The organism is Saonia sp. (assembly GCF_056326165.1).
This window is the reverse complement of sequence record NZ_JBWFBN010000001.1, coordinates 74118-94988: the sequence shown is the minus strand read 5'-3', so window position 1 is coordinate 94988 and position 20871 is coordinate 74118. Positions and strand designations below refer to the sequence as shown.

General features: G+C 33.1%; 20 protein-coding genes. 14 read left to right on the top strand and 6 right to left on the bottom strand.

The genetic code is table 11. The annotated features are described in order from the left end of the window. Positions 1-3 precede the first annotated feature (3 nt). The 9 genes from AC000W_RS00440 to purD all read left to right on the top strand — a co-directional run bounded on the left by AC000W_RS00440 (position 4) and on the right by purD (position 9861). A complete protein-coding gene (locus AC000W_RS00440) occupies positions 4-981 on the top strand; it encodes a glycosyltransferase (protein WP_474745111.1) in 978 nt (325 codons plus the stop codon). Next, positions 962-2221, top strand: a complete 1260-nt coding sequence (locus AC000W_RS00435; RefSeq protein ID WP_474745110.1) for an O-antigen ligase family protein — start codon at positions 962-964, stop codon at positions 2219-2221. Before AC000W_RS00440 ends, AC000W_RS00435 begins: the two co-directional genes overlap by 20 nt. Further along, positions 2199-2840: an LbetaH domain-containing protein gene (locus tag AC000W_RS00430; protein ID WP_474745109.1), complete on the top strand. Its 642-nt coding sequence runs from the start codon at positions 2199-2201 to the stop codon at positions 2838-2840. Before AC000W_RS00435 ends, AC000W_RS00430 begins: the two co-directional genes overlap by 23 nt. Continuing rightward, positions 2825-3940 carry a glycosyltransferase gene (locus tag AC000W_RS00425; RefSeq protein WP_474745108.1) on the top strand — a complete coding sequence of 372 codons (1116 nt, stop codon included), beginning with the start codon at positions 2825-2827 and terminating at the stop codon, positions 3938-3940. Before AC000W_RS00430 ends, AC000W_RS00425 begins: the two co-directional genes overlap by 16 nt. Before the next feature lie 127 nt (positions 3941-4067). Beyond that, the gene (locus tag AC000W_RS00420; protein ID WP_474745107.1) at positions 4068-5201 is read left to right on the top strand and encodes an O-antigen ligase family protein; all 1134 of its coding nucleotides are present in this window, start codon (positions 4068-4070) and stop codon (positions 5199-5201) included. 37 nt (positions 5202-5238) lie between these two features. Continuing rightward, positions 5239-5928 (top strand): glycosyltransferase, encoded by a 690-nt coding sequence (locus AC000W_RS00415; protein ID WP_476658660.1) that lies wholly within the window; start codon positions 5239-5241, stop codon positions 5926-5928. Positions 5929-5983: 55 nt separating this feature from the next. Continuing rightward, positions 5984-7336: an undecaprenyl-phosphate glucose phosphotransferase gene (locus tag AC000W_RS00410; protein WP_474745103.1), complete on the top strand. Its 1353-nt coding sequence runs from the start codon at positions 5984-5986 to the stop codon at positions 7334-7336. 105 nt (positions 7337-7441) lie between these two features. Next, positions 7442-8425, top strand: a complete 984-nt coding sequence (locus AC000W_RS00405; protein WP_474745102.1) for a UDP-glucuronic acid decarboxylase family protein — start codon at positions 7442-7444, stop codon at positions 8423-8425. 164 nt (positions 8426-8589) lie between these two features. Next, positions 8590-9861 carry a phosphoribosylamine--glycine ligase gene (gene purD, locus AC000W_RS00400; protein ID WP_474745100.1) on the top strand — a complete coding sequence of 424 codons (1272 nt, stop codon included), beginning with the start codon at positions 8590-8592 and terminating at the stop codon, positions 9859-9861. Here the strand turns inward: purD and AC000W_RS00395 are convergent. After that, positions 9856-10077: a DUF6341 family protein gene (locus tag AC000W_RS00395; protein WP_474745099.1), complete on the bottom strand. Its 222-nt coding sequence runs from the start codon at positions 10075-10077 to the stop codon at positions 9856-9858. The genes purD and AC000W_RS00395 overlap by 6 nt on opposite strands. Before the next feature lie 153 nt (positions 10078-10230). Here AC000W_RS00395 and AC000W_RS00390 point away from each other — a divergent pair, with 153 nt between their 5' ends. From AC000W_RS00390 to AC000W_RS00380, 3 genes are read left to right on the top strand one after another with little or no spacing between them, the layout of a single operon-like run. Further along, complete coding sequence (locus tag AC000W_RS00390; RefSeq protein WP_474745098.1) at positions 10231-11052, top strand: DUF6427 family protein; 822 nt, start codon at positions 10231-10233, stop codon at positions 11050-11052. A 32-nt stretch (positions 11053-11084) separates the two neighbouring features. After that, positions 11085-11687: a DUF4254 domain-containing protein gene (locus AC000W_RS00385; RefSeq protein WP_474745097.1), complete on the top strand. Its 603-nt coding sequence runs from the start codon at positions 11085-11087 to the stop codon at positions 11685-11687. Next, positions 11674-12723 (top strand): glycosyltransferase family 9 protein, encoded by a 1050-nt coding sequence (locus tag AC000W_RS00380; RefSeq protein ID WP_474745096.1) that lies wholly within the window; start codon positions 11674-11676, stop codon positions 12721-12723. Before AC000W_RS00385 ends, AC000W_RS00380 begins: the two co-directional genes overlap by 14 nt. Here the strand turns inward: AC000W_RS00380 and AC000W_RS00375 are convergent. The 5 genes from AC000W_RS00375 to AC000W_RS00355 form a co-directional block, all read right to left on the bottom strand. After that, positions 12713-13339 carry a TetR/AcrR family transcriptional regulator gene (locus tag AC000W_RS00375; RefSeq protein ID WP_474745095.1) on the bottom strand — a complete coding sequence of 209 codons (627 nt, stop codon included), beginning with the start codon at positions 13337-13339 and terminating at the stop codon, positions 12713-12715. The two genes, AC000W_RS00380 and AC000W_RS00375, sit on opposite strands and share 11 nt — an antisense overlap. 260 nt (positions 13340-13599) lie before the next feature. Continuing rightward, a complete protein-coding gene (gene arsS, locus AC000W_RS00370) occupies positions 13600-14655 on the bottom strand; it encodes an arsenosugar biosynthesis radical SAM (seleno)protein ArsS (RefSeq protein ID WP_474745094.1) in 1056 nt (351 codons plus the stop codon). 76 nt (positions 14656-14731) lie between these two features. After that, positions 14732-15067, bottom strand: a complete 336-nt coding sequence (locus AC000W_RS00365; RefSeq protein ID WP_474745093.1) for an arsenosugar biosynthesis-associated peroxidase-like protein — start codon at positions 15065-15067, stop codon at positions 14732-14734. Positions 15068-15420: 353 nt separating this feature from the next. Then, the gene (locus AC000W_RS00360) at positions 15421-17235 is read right to left on the bottom strand and encodes a DUF885 domain-containing protein (protein ID WP_474745092.1); all 1815 of its coding nucleotides are present in this window, start codon (positions 17233-17235) and stop codon (positions 15421-15423) included. Between the two features lie 169 nt (positions 17236-17404). Beyond that, on the bottom strand, positions 17405-18454 hold the full coding sequence (locus tag AC000W_RS00355) for a 2Fe-2S iron-sulfur cluster-binding protein (protein WP_474745091.1): 1050 nt from the start codon (positions 18452-18454) through the stop codon (positions 17405-17407). Positions 18455-18582: 128 nt separating this feature from the next. Between AC000W_RS00355 and AC000W_RS00350 the strand changes: the two genes are divergently transcribed. Together AC000W_RS00350 and AC000W_RS00345 are read left to right on the top strand one after the other, a co-directional pair. Next, positions 18583-20052: a DUF5687 family protein gene (locus AC000W_RS00350; protein ID WP_474745090.1), complete on the top strand. Its 1470-nt coding sequence runs from the start codon at positions 18583-18585 to the stop codon at positions 20050-20052. Between the two features lie 31 nt (positions 20053-20083). After that, positions 20084-20779, top strand: a complete 696-nt coding sequence (locus tag AC000W_RS00345; protein ID WP_474745089.1) for an ABC transporter ATP-binding protein — start codon at positions 20084-20086, stop codon at positions 20777-20779. Positions 20780-20871: the final 92 nt, after the last annotated feature.

Sequence of the window (20871 nt, the reverse complement as noted above, 5' to 3'; positions counted from 1 at the left end):
ACAGTGTTAAAAGAAAAAGTTTATATAATATTAGTTAATTATAAATCGTGGAAAGATACGGTTGAATGTCTGGAATCGATTTTAAAACAGTCATATACCAATTTCCAAATTATTATTGTTGATAATTCACCAGATAGAGACTCCATTAAAGGGATATTAAAGTGGGGAGAGGGAAACCTAAAGGATATAGAAACGAATTTTTTTAAACTGGTACATCCGTCCAGCACCCCAATAGATATTGATTTTGTTGAAGAGCATGAGCTTTGTTCTAAAGTTTGGACTAATAAAATTATAACAGTCAAGGCAGAAAGCAATAAGGGCTTTTCAGCCGCAAATAATATTGCGCTAAGATACGTTGTACATAAAAATGATTATAAGTTTTGTTGGTTATTAAATAATGACACGGTTATAGATAAAAATGCCCTAAATAGCTTGATTTTTTCTCAAAAAAAACTTAGGGTGGATTTGCTTGGATCTATCTTAATGGAATATTATAGACCTGATGAAATCCAAAGTATTGGAGGTAAATATATTGCTCATATGGGAATGATTGAGATTAACAAAAAGAAAAGCAAAAAACCAGACTACCCTATTGGAGCCTCTCTTTTTGTTACAAATTTTTTTTTAACAAATGTTGGATTATTGTGTGAGGATTATTTTTTGTTTTTTGAAGAGTACGACTGGACTTTAAGAGCAAAAAAAAAGGGGTTGGATTTTGCTGTGGAATATGATGCAATAATTTTTCACAAAGGAGGTGCTGCAATTGGAAATTCATCCAAATTGGCAGATTTTTATGGGGTAAAAAGTAAATTTCTTTTTAACAAAAAATTTTTTAAAAAAACATTGATATTATTTCATCTTCTGTTTGGAACTTTTTATATAATTAATCGCGTTATTAGATTTCAACCGGAAAGAATAAAACTATACTTTAAATTGCTTTATAATTCCAAACTAAGTTATCATGAGGCAATTGATAAATAGGTTAGGTTTTCTTACTGTTTTCTTGGACAACTTGTTTTTGCCGGGTAATTTTAATTTTGACTTTAGGGTAAATTATATTTTTCAATTTTTATTTATAGGCTTTACTCTGCTGACTTTAAAAAAAATTAGAATTAATCTAATATATATATTGATTTTAGCTCTTGCTCTAGGGCTGTTAATACTTGTTCCAGTTGTAAAACAAGTCCCAATTTTTGGCTATATAAAGCAGTCCACCCTATTATTGTTCAATATTATATTTTCTCTGTTATTAATAAATTCTTATAGAGGAAATATTACTCAAATAATAAAAGATTATTTAAGCATTACATATTTAATTTGCTTTGTTGCACTGGTCCAATTTGTTTTCTTTTTAATGCAGGTTAAATGGGGGGTCGATTATTCTTATCTAGGTTTTGATATGGGCAACATAACATTAAGAAATCATAGAATACAGGCTTGGTTTCAAGAACCATCTTTCATGGTATACGCTCTTATGCCTGCCATTTTTATTGCTTGTGCGAGAGTTTTTAAAATTACAGCTATTATAAGTTTGAAAAAAGCAATAATGCTTATTATAGTAATTTTGTTGTCCAAATCATCCATTGGATTTTTAGGCTTGTTATTAAGCTTAATGATCGTTGTATTTAGTATTTACCCTGTATTAAAAAAGCCGTTATATTTAGGGCTATTAATTGTCTCTATTTGCATAACTAGTATTTTTATATATAGAGTCCCTGAAGTTAAGTTTAGAGTAGATGATACAGTTTCATTGTTTTTTGACAAGAATGTGACAGGAGATGAAATTGACAAAATCAACCTAAGTACGTATGCTCTTTATAGTAATTATAGAGTTACAAGAAAGGCGCTAAGTCAAAGCCCTATGTTTGGCACGGGGTTAGGGACGTATTCTTATAATTATGACTTACATATTAATGACGAGGTTCCAAAGTCTGTTTTAAGAGAGCATTTTAGGTTAAATAAGGATGATGGCAACAGTTTGTTGCTTAGGCTAATTGTAGAAACTGGGATAATTGGTGTTTTCTTTTTTTTCTTTTTTTTCTTCAATAATAGAATTAAGTACACCATTGGCCGGGAAAAATTATTTTGGGCGTTTAACAATGGAATATTTGTCCTAATCTTATTAAGATTATTAAGGCAAGGACACTACACAATGTTAGGATTAATACTAATGTTTATTTTATTTTATTTGTCAAATTATGAGAATAAAAAATATATATAGAGTGTTTAAGGCATACGGGACTATTGATGTTTATAGGTTGATGAGGGATGTGCTGCTTACAAAATTCTTCTATGGATGGGAAATTAGAAAGTTAAGACAACCTGTTTATTTGCTCAATAAAAGACAGATAATATTTGGGAAAGAATTTACCGCTGGGCCGAATTTAAGAATTGAAGTTTTGGTTAAAAAAAATTTTAGCGGAGAAATAATAAATCAAAAAAGCACGCCAACTGTGAAATTTGGAAGTATGGTCAAAATGAACAACAATATCCATATTGGATGTGCCTATGGTATAGAGATAGGCAACAATGTTCTTATTGGCAGCAATGTTTTAATTTCCGATCATGACCATGGTCAATATACCAATGAGAATAATACTTCCATTTTAAAACACCCAGACGAAAGAAATATATTCGGAAAAAAAATTTTAATTGAAGATGATGTTTGGATTGGTGAAAATGTATGTGTTCTTTCTGGTTCCAAATTAGGCAAGGGTTGTGTTGTTGGGGCCATGTCATTAATTAAAGGGCAGTATCCCCCCTACTCATTAATAATAGGAACTCCGGGCAGGGTTATAAAGAGATTTAACGTTCAAACTAAAAAATGGGAGAAAACATAAAGGAAAAAATTGTAATATCTGCCATAAACTTTGACTCCGGAGGGCCATTGTCAATTTTAAACGATTGTCTTTTGTGTTTGTCCGAATTTTTTTCTGAGCAATACGAAATAATAGCTCTCGTGCATTCCAAAGACGTATGTGTGGTAAAGAAGGGAATAGAGTTTTATGAATTTCCTAAATCAAAAAAGGCATGGTTTTTTCGACTGTACTATGAGTATTTTTATTTTAAAAAATTATCAAAAAAAATAGGAGTTAATCATTGGATTTCCCTTCATGATATTACGCCAAACGTTATTGCAGATTATCAATATGTTTATTGCCACAATCCCTCACCATTTTACAAAATGAAAAATAAAGGGATTCTAGAGAACCCCAAAGTGTACCTTTTTACAAAATTCTACAAATATCTTTATAAAATAAATATCAAAAAAAACAAGTATGTTGTTGTTCAGCAGGATTGGATGCGCAAAGAGTTTAATAAATTCTGGGGATTAATGAATATTGTGGTTGCCTATCCGGACATAACGCCATCAAGACCTTTGCTGGCTAATAAGAAGAATATGGAAGGAAAAAAAATATTTTTTTACCCCAGTTTTCCGAGACCTTTTAAGAATTTTGAAGTAATATGTGAGGCATATACAATGTTGCCAGAAATTTATCAAAATAAATCCGAAATAAGAATAACAATAGATGGACAGTTAAATAAGTATGCCAAAAAAATCGCAAACAAATATAAGGATGCTAAGGGCATAACTTTTATGGGGCTATTAACGAGAAAAGATGTTTTTAAGCAATATGATTTAGCGAGTTGTTTAATATTTCCTTCCCAACTAGAAACATGGGGTCTTCCAATTACAGAATTTAAAGAGTACAAAAAACCCATTATATTGGCCAACTTACCTTATGCTCATGAAACATTGGGAAATTATGACAAAGCGGCTTTTTTTAATCCTAATTTGGCAGAGGAATTAAAGGAAATAATGATGAAGGCCATAGATGAACAAAATGTTTTCTTTTCTTATAAAAAGAATGAGATTTCACACCCCATTACAAAAGGCTGGGAAGATTTTTTCAATTTTATTTTAAATAATAATGATTAGATTTTTTAATAACATAGATATTAGAGTACATTTTTTGGCTTCAATGCTACTTTTCCCGTTGTTAAAAATGTCCACAAACTCATTATTTATAGTTGCTTGGGTGATTTGTTCAATTTTAATCACCATTATGAATGAAAAAAGTGAGTTTAAAACAAGAGTTAGGGAAAACCATAAAATAGTTTTATTGACCTCATCAATTATCCCTTTGTTTTTAATAAGCTTAATATATTCAACAGATTATCCTCAAGGTTTTAAAAAAATATTACAAAGCATTAGCTTATTGATTATACCAATAGTGATGTTTTTTTTTAACAAGACACCCAGTACTTTGGAAAAAAAATATTTGGGGGGGGTATTTGTACTTACATGCTTGGGTCATGCATTATATTTAGATATAAATTTTGTTTCTCAAGGAGCCTATACGGAATTGTTTAATTCAAAATTTTACAATCTACCCTTCCGTGAAATTGTATTTAAGCTACAGTCCGGCTCATTACATCCAACATATGTTTCTTTGTGGTATTCTTTTAGCTGTTTATTGTTGTTGGAATATTTTAGAGCGACGAAGAGAATTTTTCATAAATTACTTGTGGGTGTGCCATTCACCTTTTTTGTTGTAAATCTGCTATTATTATCTTCCAGAATAGGCTTGATTTCTTTTTTTATTGCCATTGCTGTTTATATTATATATGTTTCTAACAGGAAGCAAAAAATATATGCCACTCTTGTTCTTGGTTTTCTAATCTTTATGAGCGTAACTAAAGTCTCCTTTCTTGCGACTAGGTTTATACATGAGTTTAAGGTCACAAAATTGGAAGCACCAATTGGCAAAAGGCATAATTCAGTCAATTTAAGAGTAGGCACATATTTATGCTGTATCAAAATCTTTAGAGAAAACCCTTTTTTAGGGGTTGGATTGGGGGACGTACAGAATAGTCTGGATACATGTTACTCTGACTATAACACAGAAGTCTATCAATCAAGAAACTATAATAGCCATAATTATTATTTTCATATATTGCTTGCAACGGGCATTGTAGGTTTCCTTTTTTTTTTATTGAATTTAATTTTCTTAACGAAATCGGCATTAGCATCTAAAGACATTTTATTTGTTTCTTTTTTACTTTTAATTTTTGTATCTATGCTATCCGAGAACATTTTAAGTAGACACCATGGAGTTGTTTTCTTTGCTATTTTCTCTAACGTATTTTTAAAATCTAATATAAAGAATGTTAACCGCCTCCTTGGTAATCTATCATAATGAAGATGAGAAATTATTATTAGTGTTAAAAAGTTTTTTGAAAATACCGTTGAAAAAGAGACTTTTTGTAATTGACAATTCTTCTAATGATAATCTAAAGTGTCTTTTTGAAGAGGAATTAGAAGTAGAATATATACATACGGGTAAGAACATTGGATTTGGAGCCGGACACAATCTGATAATTGAGAGGCTCAAATGTGATTCCAAATATCATATCATTTTGAATCCTGATATTTATTTTGAATCAAAGGTTGTACCCCACATGATTAATTTTGTTTTGGGATTTCCTGATGATATAGGAGTAATAAGCCCCAAAATTGTTTACCCCAATGGAGATTTACAGCATTCGCTAAGAAAAAACCCTAAGCCATTAGATTTGATAATAAGAAGAGTTGCTTTTTTAAGAGAGCTATTTTCTATAAGGTATAAACAAACACATTATCTAAATCGTGATTTTTCCGTTCCCTTCTCTGTAGATTGTGTTAATGGATGTTTTCAATTATTTAAAACAAAATCGTTTATAGACATTGGAGGGTTCGATGAAAGATATTTTATGTATATGGAAGATTTGGACATATGCATGAAAATAATCGAAAACAAACAAAAAGTATTTTATTATCCGTTAGTAGAAGTGGTACATTTTTTAGAGAAAGGGTCTGCAAAGAAGATAAGATTACTATTAATTCACTTATCTTCTGCATATAAATATTTTATTAAGTGGAAATAAAAAACAAATTACACACCCTTAATTATAGCTAGTTATAATTAATTTATTGAAAAAAATGTTTTTCAAACAAGGTAGATACTCTGGTTTTATAAATCCAATTTTTTACGGAATTGATTTGCTAGTAATGAATTTATTTGCGTATTATTTACCTATTAATTTTCAAAACCCCATTCTTTTTCATAGCTATATCTCAATTGCATGGATAATACTTTCCATAAAGAACGATTTTTATAAAATATACCGTTATACAAAAGCCACCTACATATTGAGGGTTTTATTTATACAATTCTTCTTCTTCTTCTTGATTTTATATGCATACATAGGATTTTTTAAGCAGCCAACAATGAGCAGGCTGGCCTTGGGGAAGTATTTTCTTTTCGTTTTTATGGTTGTATCTACCATAAAGTTTTTAAACCACATCATGCTTATGAAATATAGGGAAAAAATAAAAGGAAATATTAGGAACGTGGTTGTAATAGGCAAAAATAAAAAGGCCGACCAATTAATAAATGTTTTTAACGAAAGAACAGAATACGGTTATCAATTTATTAAACAATTTTGTCCAAAAGATGAAACATTTGACTTACATAATTGTTTTGATTTTATACATAAAAAGAATATTGATGAAATTTATTGCTCTGTTTCTGAGCTTAGAAACAGTGAATTGGCAGAGTTTATCAATTTTGCTGATAACAATTTAAAGACTCTTAAGTTTATTCCAGATAACAAGAATATTTTTTCCAAAAAGCTAAAATTTGAATACTACGACTACATCCCAATACTTTCTCTTAGAGATATTCCACTACACAGTACAATAAATGCAGTAATAAAAAGAACCTTTGACATTCTATTTTCTTTATTTGTGATTTTGGGCTTGCTTACGTGGTTAACACCTTTGTTAGCAATAATAATATCTTTGGAATCCAAAGGGCCGATTTTTTTTAGACAAAAAAGAAATGGGGTCGACAACAAGGAATTTTATTGCTATAAGTTTAGATCAATGGCCCCTAACAATGAGGCCGATGATTTTCAAGCTTCTAAAAATGACATGCGAGTGACAAAAGTTGGGAGGTTTATTAGGAGAACGAGCATTGATGAACTTCCTCAATTTTACAATGTTTTTTTCGGAACAATGTCAGTTGTGGGACCAAGACCGCATATGGTCAAACATACCAACGAATATGCCAATAGAGTTGACAAATATATGCTTCGTCACTTTGTTAAACCAGGAATAACAGGATTAGCTCAAGTTCGTGGATATAGAGGAGAGATTGAAAATGACATGGACATTCTTAATAGAATTAAATTTGATATTTTTTATGTTGAGAACTGGTCCTTGTTTTTGGATTTAAAAATTATAGTACAAACAGTTCTGAATGCTATTTCAGGTGAAGAAAAGGCATATTAGATTCAAATGATGCAACTTTAACTTATTAATTAGAGCTTTAATCTAATATTAGTTACCTTCTATAAAGGACTTAGTTATTTTTGAATCTAAATTATTTTGCTAATTATGAAAAGAATATTAATAACAGGGGCTGCTGGTTTTTTAGGATCGCACCTCTGTGATCGTTTTATAAAGGAAGGGTACCATGTTATAGCCATGGACAACTTGATTACGGGCGATTTAAAAAATATAGAACACCTCTTCAAGCTAGAGAATTTTGAATATTATCACCATGATGTTACAAAATTTGTACATGTCCCAGGTAAATTGGATTATATACTCCATTTTGCATCTCCGGCCAGTCCCATAGATTATTTAAAGATTCCCATTCAAACCTTAAAAGTTGGAGCTTTGGGGACACATAATTTATTAGGCCTTGCTAAGGACAAAAACGCAAGAATCCTTATTGCTTCTACATCGGAAATTTATGGAGACCCATTGGTGCATCCACAGACAGAGGAATATTATGGAAATGTAAACACAATTGGTCCTAGAGGGGTTTATGATGAGGCCAAAAGGTTTCAAGAATCAATTACAATGGCATATCACCGTTTCCATGGTGTAGAGACTAGGATTGTTCGTATTTTCAATACGTATGGTCCAAGAATGAGACTCAATGATGGTCGAGTAATTCCAGCTTTTATGGGTCAAGCATTGCGCGGCGAAGATTTAACTGTTTTTGGTGATGGCTCCCAAACAAGATCTTTTTGTTATGTGGATGACGAAATAGAAGGAATATATAGATTGTTGTTGAGTGATTATAGCGACCCAGTTAATATTGGCAACCCACATGAAATAACCATTAAAGATTTTGCCGAGGAAATCATCAAGCTTACTGGAACTGATCAAAAAATTATATACAAGCCATTACCAAAGGATGATCCCATGCAAAGACAACCCAACATTACTAAAGCAAAAGAAATTTTGGGTTGGGAACCTAAGGTTGGTAGAGAAGAAGGGATGAAAAAAACCTTTGACTATTTTAAAACACTTTCAAAGGATGACTTGAAAAGAACGGAGCATCGAGATTTTACGGATAGAATAAAGTAAATAGAGTATATGTATATAAGCTTAAATCCTCAGAAACAATTCTGAGGATTTTCTTTTTTGAAAAAGACGCATATATAATAATGTATTTTGATATGATAAATATTAATAACCCAAAAGGGCTACATTTTTAATATCAACCCTTATTTTTGTGCAAATTTTTTAAAATGAATATTCTTATACTAGGTTCAGGAGGCCGTGAACATACATTTGCTTGGAAACTGTATCAAAGCCCTAAACTGGGAAAGCTTTTTGTGTTGCCAGGTAATGCAGGCACTGCTGAAATTGCTGAAAACATCCCTGTTGATGTAAATGATTTTGATGTCATTAAAGAAGTGGTGCTTTCCAATAACGTACAAATGGTGGTTGTAGGACCAGAAGACCCTTTGGTGAATGGGGTTCATGATTTTTTTCTAGATGACCCTGAAATTGCTCACATTCCTGTAATTGGACCTCAAAAGGCTGCTGCAGAACTTGAAGGCAGTAAGGAGTTTGCTAAGGAGTTTATGATGAGACACCATATTCCAACAGCAGCGTACCAGAGTTTTACAAAAGAAAACTTAGAAGAGGGTTTTTCTTTTTTAGAAAGTTTGACTCCTCCATATGTATTAAAAGCGGATGGCCTTGCAGCGGGCAAGGGGGTTTTAATTTTAAATGACATAGAAGAAGCCAAAAAGGAGCTAAAGGCCATGTTGGTGGATTCCAAGTTCGGTAGCGCGAGTACGACTGTTGTAATAGAAGAATTTTTGTCTGGAATAGAACTAAGTGTTTTTGTATTGACAGACGGAGAGAACTATAAAGTACTCCCTACCGCTAAAGACTATAAGAGAATAGGTGAAAGCGACACTGGACTCAATACCGGAGGTATGGGAGCTATTTCACCAGTCCCTTTCGCTGATAAGGAATTTCACGACAAAATCCATGACAGGATAGTTAAACCTACAGTAGAAGGTCTTAAAAGAGATCAATTACCGTATAAAGGATTTATTTTTATTGGTTTGATAAAAGTTGGAAATGAACCCATGGTAATTGAATACAATGTAAGAATGGGTGATCCTGAGACTGAAGTTGTAGTGCCACGAATTAAAAATGATTTAGTTGAGGTTTTTCAAGCTGTAGCCAATCAAACCTTAAATAAAATTGATTTAGAGATTGATGATAGAACAGCCACAACAGTAATGACTGTTTCGGAAGGTTATCCAGAGGCGTATGAAAAAGGGAAAGAAATTACTGGTTATAAAAACATGAATGACTCTCTTGTCTTTCATGCAGGAACAACACATTATGATGGTAATGTGGTCACAAATGGAGGGAGAGTGATGGCAATTACTTCCTTTGGAGATAATTTTAAAGAAGCATTACAAAAATCCTATCAAAACCTGGAAAATCTACATTTTGACGGAATGTATTACCGAAAAGATATTGGGTTTGACCTATAAGTAGGAGTGTGAAGAAATACTCTTATCTTCCTCACCATTGTCACTAAAGATTTTAAGTTGCAACATCCAATAAACCATGGCAACGGCACCAATAATCATAAAAATCCAATTAATGGAGTTAGAACCCCACCAGTTTTCCATAAAGCGGAACAAATCATAGGGAGCAAAAAGCACATTAACAAATAAATCTTCTATACCTTCAAAAAATGACTTCATCTTAGCTATATTTACGATACAAAAATAGTAAAACCCAAGATGATTTCAAGCATTTTTGGAAAAACAAAGCCAATAAGTTTTATCATTGTGCTTTCTTTCCTGTTTCTTTTTTATTGGGCAACCAATTTTTTCCTATTTCCAAAAGACATATTGATGGAAACAGTATTTTTCGACCTACTTACTTTAGGAGCATTATTGTTCAGTGTTTTTGTTGTCAATTTTGTTATAAGTAGAAATAAGTTGACAGGAGCTAACACCTATACCATCCTTATTTATACATTACTTATCTTAATTTTCCCCGAAGTAATGGCAAACGGCAAGGCGCTCTTGTGCAGTCTTTTTGTTTTAATATCAATAAGAAGGCTAGTAAGTATAAAGACCTTGAACAATGTAAAGAAAAAAATTTTTGATGCCACAATTTGGGTGGTAATAGCAAGTCTATTTTATGATTGGGCTCTACTCTATTTAGTTTTGGTTTTTGCAACCATTTATTTATACCAGCCAAAAAATTTTAGAAATTGGTTATTGCCCATTGTTGCTATTTGTGCATTTTCCATTATTGTATTTTGTTTTTTAACAGTTACAAACAGCACAGATTTTATAAAAAAACATTATCTATTTTCCTTTAAATTTGACATGGATATTTTCCAAAATTGGAGAGGCCAAATTATGTTTGTATTATATATTGTTAGTGTCATTTTTACAATTTTCTTTTCATTTATAAAACTAGGAAAAACAGGCCTTGGCAGGATTATTTCACTTAGGCTGGTATTAATATCTCTTATAATTGGACTTGCAGTCTTTGTTTTAAATAACTTGTCGACATCTCTTCTGATTTTAACCTTTTTTCCCGCGGCAGTATTTATCACCAATTATATAGAATCCATAAAAAGGGAAAATATTAAAGAAATAATATTAATTGGTTCAGTAGTCATCACTCTTGGTATAGCAATCTCAGATTTTCTCATAAAATAAATACGGTATCTTTGTAAAAAATAATTTCCCATATGTTTAGTGAGTTGGCTTATTCAATTTTTTGGAAAAGTATTGAGGACTACCATATTAAAGATGATGTAAATCAACCTTTTGAAAACCCCTATGACAAGGATGATATTTCACATTTATTATATAGAAAAAACTGGATAGATACTGTGCAGTGGCATTTTGAGGATATTATTAGAGACCCCAACATAGACCCAGACGAAGCATTGATATTAAAGAGAAAAATTGATGCAAGCAATCAAGACAGGACGGATTTAGTTGAATATATAGATAGCTTTTTTCTCAATAAATACCAATCGGTACAATCTAAAGAAAGCGCAACCATTAATACAGAAAGCCCGGCATGGGCAGTAGATAGACTTTCTATTTTAGCATTAAAGATTTACCATATGCAAGAAGAGGCAAATCGTACAGATGCATCTCCACAACATTTGGAAAAATGCCAAAACAAGCTTGATATATTATTAGAACAAAAGAAAGATCTTTCTACAGCGATTGACCAATTGTTAATTGATATTGAGAATGGCATTAAGTACATGAAAGTATACAAACAAATGAAGATGTACAATGATGAGGAATTAAACCCCGTTCTTCGTGGGAATAAATAATAAAAAAGTATCACATTTACTGGTTATTCGCCTATCGGCTATGGGAGATGTGGCTATGACTGTTCCCGTTATTGCAACACTCCTCAATCAATATCCAGAATTAAAAATTACAGTATTAACTAGAGCGTTTTTTAAACCTATATTTTCACAATTAGAAAATGTCACTGTTTATGAGGCGGATGTAAAAGGAAGGCACAAAGGAGCTTATGGTCTTTGGAGGCTTTTTAAGGAACTAAAATACCAAGAAATTGATGCGGTGGCTGATTTGCATAATGTGTTGCGAAGCAATATTTTAAAAAAATACTTTAACTGGAGCAATATCCCTTTTTTTCAAATTGATAAAGGAAGAAAAGAAAAAGGAGCCCTTACCGCTTCAAAAAACAAAGTCTTTAAGCAACTAAAAACAACTCATGAAAGATACGCTGATGTTTTTAAAGCTATAGGTTTTTCATTGGAGTTATCAAACCCACATCTTATATCTAAAGAAATTTTATCTGAAAAGGCAAAAAAAATAATTGGGAATGACACTAAAAAATGGATTGGAATAGCGCCGTTTGCTGCTTATGAAAGCAAAGTGTATCCATTTGATTTAATAGAAGAGGTTATTAGAAAACTATACAATCCCGATAAGTATAAAATATTACTTTTTGGAGGTGGAAATACAGAAGAGGAACAATTACATCAACTTGCCAAAAAGCACTCAAATGTAATTTCAGTTGCGGGGAAACTCTCTTTTAAAGAGGAACTTTCAGTAATCTCTAATTTAGATGTAATGGTGTCTATGGACAGTGGCAACGGTCATTTATCTGCCATGTACGGAATCCCAACCATAACCTTATGGGGTGTAACTCATCCATTTGCAGGATTTTCTCCTTTTGGACAAGGGATTAATAAATCAATTGTGTCTAATAGGAATAAATTCCCATTAATTCCTACCTCTATTTACGGGAATAAGTTTCCCAAAGGGTATGAAAGGGCAATGGAAACCATTGACCCCAATAATGTTGTAAAAAAAATATTAGAAATTATAGACTAGGACTTGCAAATTCTTGTACGGACAAAGACCTAAAGTACACCCTTTGTTGTTGTATGTAATTATATTTCAACGCTTTGCAATTTCCTTCTACCATCATAGACCTAATACCTATATATGAAGAAATTAAATAAGTGGCCACCCCTTCACAATCTACATGTCTTGCAACATATCCATCTAATTTTCCTTTCTGTAAGGTAGAAACAAGATTTACTTCCCAAATTTTTAAGATATCCTTTAAGTATCTCATAATCTCTGGATTTCTTCTATTAAATTCTGTCATGAAATTACTTAGTACAAAACCAAAGTCCAATTCATTGTGTTCAGCTGTTTCAAGAGCATTTTCGAAACATTTCTCGATAGTAACAAATGGGTTTTCTTTTCCTTCTATTGGTTCAATTAGCATTCCATATACTTTTTGAACAACTAAATTTTGAATGATACTAATGAAAAAGTCTTCCTTAGAATTAAAGTGATGATAAAAAGCACCTTTAGAAAGAGAAAGAGATTTTAGAATATCATCTACACTTGTATTATAGTATCCTTTTTTGTAGAACAATTCTAATCCTGCTACTTGTAATTTGTGCATGGTTGCCATGCGTTTTAGATTCTTATCCATCAGATTTGGGTTTTAATGGTTAATAGACCGTTAAGTCTGTAACAAAGAACCCTTGAATCACGCATTTGGTTAAAACTAAAGGATAAGAAGCAGATAAAATTCGTTAAAATGGAGAAATTCGGGTGAACTACACTTTTTTTGATAAAGTTTACAAACCGGCTGGTCGGTTTAAGTGTTTTATTTTATGGATAAAAAGTAAGAAAATACACTCAAACAATTTGTTTTCAGCATATTATGTAGATAAAATTTAAAGAAATCAACTAGGCAACAGTACCTTGACAGCTACTACCTGCGCCAGCCGTACAACCATAACAATGCTGAGATATAATAATGTTTCGGTCCGTGAGCACTTCTTCATTATAATCCTTAATATGTTTTATTTTACTTGCAACCTTTAAATCTAACATTTGGTTAAAATCACAATCATACAGCCAACCATCCCAGCTAACGGAAATTGTATTGGTACACATTACATTTGCAACTGCTGCAGGATTATAGGCTTCAACCAAGGAATACATATAGTCCTCATAGTTTTCTGAAGCAATCAAATAATCTAAAAACCTAGCAATGGGCAAATTGGTGATTGCAAATAGATTATGGAACTGAATGTTAAAGTCTTCTTTCAAAGCCTTTTTAAAGTCATGCTCCAAGGCAGCTTGGTTACCTGGTAAATACGCCCCAGAAGGATTGTAAACCAAATCTAACCGTAAATCACTATCTGCCATACCATAACCAACAGCATTAAGGTCTTGCAGGGCTTTTATAGATTTATCAAAAACCCCATCTCCACGCTGTTTGTCTGTTTTGCCTCTTGTATAATGTGGCATAGAAGAAACCACATGGACATTGTACTTCTTAAAAAACTCAGGTAAATCGTAATATTTTTTATTGGCTCGTATGATGGTGAGATTGGAACGAACAATAAAATCTTTAATACCAGCTTTTGACGCTTCTTCTACAAACCACCTAAAATTAGGGTTCATTTCAGGCGCACCCCCCGTTAAATCCAATGTATGGGCTCCAGTATTTTTAATTACTTCCAAACATTGCCACATGGTTTCTTTGGTCATAATCTCTTTTCTGTCTGGCCCTGCATCAACATGGCAATGCGCACAAACTTGATTGCACATGTATCCAACATTTATTTGAAGAATTTCCAGTTTTTGTGGCCGAAGGGGAAATTGATCTATTTCTGCAATCTTATCCTTAAAAGTTGGCAATTCCCCATCTGCAAAAAGACCACCATTTAATATTTCCAACTGTTTATTGGTGGTGGCTAGTTCGTTTTCTTGTGCTTTTAAAGATTTTGTTGCCATTAACTAGGTGTTGGGTGTTAGCAATATATGTTGTTGGTTAATATTCTTAACTAAGAACCAAAAACTAACCACAATTTTACATTGATAATTTATTGTATTTGTTCATCATTTGCACGCCATGGACAAGTGTAGCACCACTTTCAATTGCAGCACCAGCATGTACCGCTTCCATCATTTCTTCTTTGGTTATACCACGTTGCAGACCATCTTTGGTGTAAGCATCAATACAATATGGACATTTTACTACATGAGCAACTGCTAGGGCGATTAAAGATTTCTCCCGTGCCGTTAATGCGCCTTCCTCAAAAACTTTTCCGTAGTAATCAAAGAATTTTGTTCCAAGTTCTTCACTCCATTCAGTGATTTTTCCAAATTTTCGTAGGTCCGAAGGGTCATAATAAGAGTTTGCCATTTTTATTTTTTTAGTGTGATTTTAAAAGCTAAAATTACGATAAAAGATGCACTGCATTTTGGTCGAAAGCCTAAAAGGTTCTTTACAGATTATCAGAAATTAAAAATACGGGATACCGACCATGAGGTTTGTTTTTAGGGTTTTTTAAACTTTGAAAATGCAAGAATGAAAGATTTCTCAAGAATTTTCTTCGATGAAAGACCTAAAAAGGAAAATAAGATTAATAAATTAAGTTAGAGACAAACCACATAGTTTGAAAACATGAAAAATATAAATAAGCAGAAAACATAGTGCTTATTGTAATATATACATGTTTGGCGGATTAAAAAACCATTGCAAAATAGTTTACACCATTATCCTATTACCTTCTTTTTAGAATTTATCCATGCATTGACTCTGCGCTCAAGTAACTCTAATGGCAAAGCACCACCTCCAAGAACTGTATCATGGAATCCCTTAATATCAAATTCTGCTCCCAATTCTACTTCTGCCTTTTTTCGCAATTCTTGAATTTTAAGCATTCCTATTTTATAAGAAGTAGCCTGCCCTGGCATGACCATGTATCGTTGTACCTCGGCTTTTATGGCCCCCTCAGAAATGGATGAATTTTCGGTAAAATATTTTATCCCGTCTGCTTCGGTCCATCCTTTGGCATGTAAACCAGTATCAACCACCAAACGAATGGCTCTCCAAATTTCATTTACCAAACGTCCAAAATCATAATATGGATTCTGATAACCGCCCATTTCTTTTGCTAAGGCCTCTGAGTAAAGCCCCCAACCCTCACTGTATACACTAAAGCCTGCTTGTGTTCTAAACTTAGGAACGGACTCTAATTCTTGGGCAATAGAAATTTGCATATGATGGCCAGGGTTTCCTTCATGGTAGGCCACTCCTTCCATGGTTGTTTTTGGCATGGCATTCATATCCGATAGATGCGCATAATACGTACCCGATCTAGATCCGTCTGGTGTTCCTGCCGAATAGTGCTGGGGAGCACCATCCTGTTCACGAAAAGCCTCTACACGCTTTACTTCTAATTTAGCCTTAGGAAGAATTCCAAAATAGTCTGGCAGTTTTTTTGTTAACTCGTCCAAATATTTTGTAGACTCATCTAAGTAACCTTGTCGCCCCTCATCAGTATTTGGAAAGAAAAACTGTTTATCAGTATTTACAAACTTAAAAAACGCATTTAAATCTCCTTCAAAACCCACTTTTTCCTTTATAGCAAGCATTTCTTGTTTTATTCTGGCGACTTCACTAAGACCAATTTCATGGATTTCATCTGCTGTAAGACCGGTCGTGGTAAAAACCTTTAATCTATAATTATAAAAGTCAGCCCCATTAGGATGACGGCTAACTCCTGTTGGCATTTCTTCTGCATTATCAATTTCTTTTTCTAACCAGACCAATAGGTTGTCATAAGCTGGCTTAAAATGGTCTTCTAAAGCTTTTTCTGATGTTATTTTAAGGGAGTCCGCTTGCTGAGTCGTTATTTTATCACTCTCTAAAAGAGCGTCAATTTTCCCATTCATATCATTTAGTAAGGGCTTACCATCTATCAATGCCTTAGTTTGGGTAATTACAGTTTCAAAAGCAAATTTGGGAGGGAGAATATTTAAAGAGGCTTGTTCTTTAGCCCTTTCCACCAATTGATTTATAGCTCTTCCTGTTTCTTGAATTCTAGAAACATAGGCATTCATATCTGCAATACTATCTACTTTATGAAAATTAATCAAATAACTTGGAAGACGGGCATGTAACCCACGCATTTGGTCAAAAACATAGTCCATATTTCTATAGGCAAATCCTTCCTTTAATGTTTCGTATTGATATACCCATAAATCATAGGAAGTCTGGTCTGACGCATCAAGGCTATCATAATCAAATTTTTCTTTGAGTTCATCAGTGCTTGCAGTATACCAAGCTAATTGTTTATCCTCAGCTTCTTTACTTAAGTCATCTATTTTATCATACTGGTCTTTACGCCCCTGTGCGGTAAGTCCTAGAGGGCTCATCTGTAGCAATTCTTCATATTTATCATCAAACCATTGGTTTATTTCTTCAGTTTGATCTATTTCTTGCTTAGGAGTTTCTTTGCAAGCCGAAAATAACAGAAAAACTAGGGCAACGACTAGTGTTCTATATAGAGCTACATGTTTTTTCATGGCAGATGAGATGTTTAAAAGTTAGGTAAATTAAATAGTTTTACACTTGTATAAACATAACCCTTTCTGGTACCATTTCCAAAATGGAAATGGTTTTATACTTTACGTGTAAAGAAGGTACAGTTTTTATGTAGAAAAGAAGATTTGAAGGTCAGAAATGTATCAGAACCTAAACATCATCATAGTCCAATTTTAATTTGGAAGTTGTAGGATGTGCTTGGCAAGTTAAAATCAGGCCATCGGCAATTTCACCGTCCGTTAAAATCTGGTTCTGGACCATTTCGGCTTTTCCTTCTACAATTCTGGCAATACAGCTACTGCATACACCGCCTTGACAAGAGTAAGGAGCATCAATATCCTCTTTTAAGACCGCATCCAAAACCAGTTTCTTCTTGTCCATTGTAAAATGGAAGGTCTCATCATCTAAGATAACTTCCACTTTGGTTTTTCCTTCCAATTCTTCCGCCATTAGATCCTCTTCATCAGAAGTTGTAAAAAGTTCAAAAAAGATGTTTTCTTCAGAAACACCCGTATCTTTAAGAGTGTTGGAAACCTGATGAATCATTTCCTCTGGACCACAAAGGTAAAAGGCATCAAAAGAAGTTTCCTTGAACTTATTTTTAATTATATAATTGACAGTTGAGGTCTCAATTCTTCCAAATAGAGACTCATCCTCTTGGGTACGGCTAAAAACATGCTTAACAAAAAACCTATCGGTATATTTATTTAATAATTCTCTTATTTCCCTATAAAACATAGTTTCTTGGGGCGTTCGGTTACCATAAACCAATACAAAAGTATTGGTATTGTTATTTTCTAATACAGTTTGGGCAATACTTAGTATTGGAGTAATACCGCTGCCAGCGGCAAAGGCGGCGATGTGTTTTGAAGAGCCATCACCTTGAAAAACAAAACGCCCTTCGGGCGGCATAACCTCTAGAACATCCCCAGCCTTAATTTGGGCATTTGCATAGACAGAAAAAGTACCGCCTTCCACTTTTTTAATTCCGACTGTTAGGTTATTGGATGATGGCGAAGAAGAAATAGAATATGCCCTTCTAAGTTCTTGTCCGTCTACAGTATGTTTTATGGTAATATATTGCCCAGCAATAAATAAGAAGGTTTCTTTTAGAGTTTCTGGTACATTAAAAGATATGGCAACAGAATTAGGAGTTAATTGCTCAACGGCAGATACGGTAAGGGAATGAAAAACGCTCATTAAATAAAAATTTGTGCAAAATTAAGGAAAGGAAAGCCCATATTAATTGAGTTTTGAAAAAAAATAGCCTGCGGTGTAACAAAAATTGTATTTTAGTTACTAATCCTAGTGTAAATTAACCAGCCATTATGTTTAAACACTTCATCAACCTTCAATGGAAATCGTTTTTTAGAGCATCTTCTTTTAAAACAGAGATTTGGTTTAAAATACTAATGATTTTTGGGGCTATCTATTTTATTGCCGTTTTCTTGGCCTTGGGAGTTGGTTCCTATTTTATGATAGAAGAAGCTGGTTTGGGGGACCCTTTAAGGGTGGTGAATAGATTTATGATCTATTATTTGGTTTTGGATTTAGTTATGCGCTATATGCTGCAAAAAATGCCAGTAACCAACATAAAACCCTTGTTGTATTTGCCTTTTAAAAAAAGTGAGGTTGTAAATTATTCTCTGGGGAAGACTGTGGTCTCATTTTTTAATTGGGCACATGCCTTTTTCTTTATTCCGTTTTCTATTGTGTTGTTGGTAAAAGGGTATTCACCGGTTGGTGTCATTGGATGGCATTTGGGGATGATGGCCTTATTTTACTGTAACAATTTTATTAATGTATTAGTAAATAATAAGAATGTTGTTTTTTATATTATTGCTGGAATTATAGGGGTTCTGGGAATATGCCAGTATTATGAAGTCTTTGATGTCACTACCTATACCGCTCCTTTATTTGATGGGTTATTTGATATTCCTTGGACCGCAATAACTCCATGGGTGGTCTTGATAGGATTGTATTATGCTTCTTTCAGCTATTTTAAAAAGAACATGTATTTGGATGGTGGCTTGGCCACAAAACATACGGAGGCCAAAACAGAGGATTTTACGTGGTTAGATAAATACGGAAAATTGGGCACGTTCTTAAAAAACGATATTAAACTCATAAAAAGAAACAAACGTTCAAGGACAACAGTAATAATGAGTGTTATGTTCCTTTTCTATGGATTGCTATTTTTTACGGGGGCAGTGGAAGTTTATGATGGACCTATTTGGAAGATTTTTGCAGGCATATTTGTATCAGGAGGGTTTTTGTTCACTTTTGGACAATACGTCCCTAGTTGGGATAGTTCCTATTACCCATTAATGATGAGCCAGAATATTTCTTATAAAGAATATTTAAATTCTAAGTGGTATTTAATTCTTATTGCCACAGTGGTTAGTACAATTATAGCATCATTTTATATTTATTTTGGATGGGATGCCTATCTGGCTGTGTTGGTGGGAGCTATCTATAATATTGGAGTTAACTCCTATTTGGTACTGTGGGGTGGTGCTTATATAAAAACCCCTATTGATTTAACATCTAATAAAAAAGCATTTGGAGACAAACAGGCTTTTAATGCAAAAACATTACTACTAACCCTTCCAAAACTATTATTGCCTTTGGTTGTTTATGCTGCAGGACATTTTACTTTAGGCCCTACGGCTGGGTATATTTTTGTTGCGCTAACGGGCATATTGGGTTTTGCTTTTAAAAACTGGGTATTTAAAAAAATAGAACAGGTATATAAAAAGGAGAAATATAAAACCCTTTTAGCATACAAAGAAAAGTAGACATTATAGATTAAGATTTTAAATTATACAAATGATAAAAGCAACTGACCTAAGTAAAACATACGGAACCCAAACAGTTCTTAACATAGAAAATCTTGAAATTCCAAAAGGAGAGAGTTTTGGTCTTGTTGGAAACAATGGAGCTGGAAAAACCACTTTTTTTAGCCTCTTGCTAGATTTAATTCAGCCTACAACTGGACACATTTTAAGTAATGATATACAGGTAAATAGTAGTGAAGATTGGAAACCTTTTACATCGGCATTTATTGATGAAAGTTTCTTGATTGGCTATTTAACCCCTGAAGAATATTTTTACTTCATTGGAGAATTAAGAGGACAGAACAGGGCAGATGTAAATGCCTTAATTTCCAATTATAAAGATTTTTTTCATGGGGAAATATTGGGACAGAAAAAGTATTTAAGAGATTTGTCTAAGGGAAACCAAAAGAAAGTAGGTATTGTGGCGTCCTTTATCGGCAATCCAGAAGTCGTAATTCTTGATGAACCCTTTGCCAATTTGGACCCTACAACGCAAATAAGGCTCAAAGGAATAATAAAAGATTTGGCAGAGAACAAAGATGTTACCGTTTTGGTTTCTAGCCACGATTTAATCCATGTTACAGAAGTTTGTGAACGTATTGTAGTGCTGAACAAAGGAGAGATTGTAAAAGACATTGAAACATCTAAAGAAACCCTAAAAGAGTTAGAAAGTTTCTTTGCTGGGTAACCATTGAACAGGGTTGGAGAACCAAATACACAAAAAAGCAATTTCATCAACCAAAAAAATAATTGCATTTTACCGATGAAGCATATAATATT